Genomic DNA, 683 nt, shown 5'->3' on the forward strand with positions numbered 1-683 from the left:
ATGTGTATCGGCAAGGGCTTGAGCGGCGGCTATATGACGTTGGCGGCGGCGATTACTTCGCAAAAAGTCACCGAAACGATTTCGCGCGGTGAGGCGGGTGTGTTTATGCACGGACCGACATTTATGGCAAATCCGCTGGCGTGTGCCGTAGCCTGCGCTTCGGTCAAACTGCTTTTGTCCCAAGATTGGCAGGCAAATATCCGCCGCATCGAAAGCATCTTAAAAGGCCGTCTGAAAGCTGCATGGGACATTCGCGGCGTGAAAGATGTGCGTGTTTTGGGTGCCATCGGGGTAATTGAGCTGGAAAAAGGCGTGAATATGGCGCGTTTTCAAGCGGACTGCGTGGCGCAGGGCATTTGGGTACGCCCATTCGGCAGGCTGGTGTACCTCATGCCGCCTTACATCATTTCAGACGACCTCTTGACCGAACTTGCCGACAAAACCGTACAAATTTTGAAGGAACACAGCAAATGAAAGGCGTTTACTTCGTCAGCGGCATTGATACGGACATCGGCAAAACCGTCGCCACCGGCGTGTTGGCAAAACAATTATTGCAGCAGGGCAGAAGCGTGATCACGCAAAAGCCCGTGCAAACCGGTTGCCAAAACATCGCCGAGGACATCGCCGTCCACCGCAAAATCATGGGCATACCCATGCAGGAAGCCGACAAACAAGGGCTGACC

The 683-nt window shown here is 54.0% G+C and carries 2 protein-coding genes; both read left to right on the forward strand.

The window, feature by feature from the left end; genetic code table 11:
- A partial coding sequence (locus ACTHUM_RS16910; RefSeq protein WP_440403543.1) for an aminotransferase class III-fold pyridoxal phosphate-dependent enzyme occupies window positions 1–474 on the forward strand: 474 nt, incomplete at its 5' end.
- Window positions 471–683: ATP-dependent dethiobiotin synthetase BioD (bioD, locus tag ACTHUM_RS16915; RefSeq protein WP_440403544.1), on the forward strand; the 213-nt coding region annotated here is incomplete at its 3' end. The genes ACTHUM_RS16910 and bioD, both read left to right, overlap by 4 nt.

It is taken from the genome of Neisseria sp. P0021.S006, assembly GCF_051956895.1.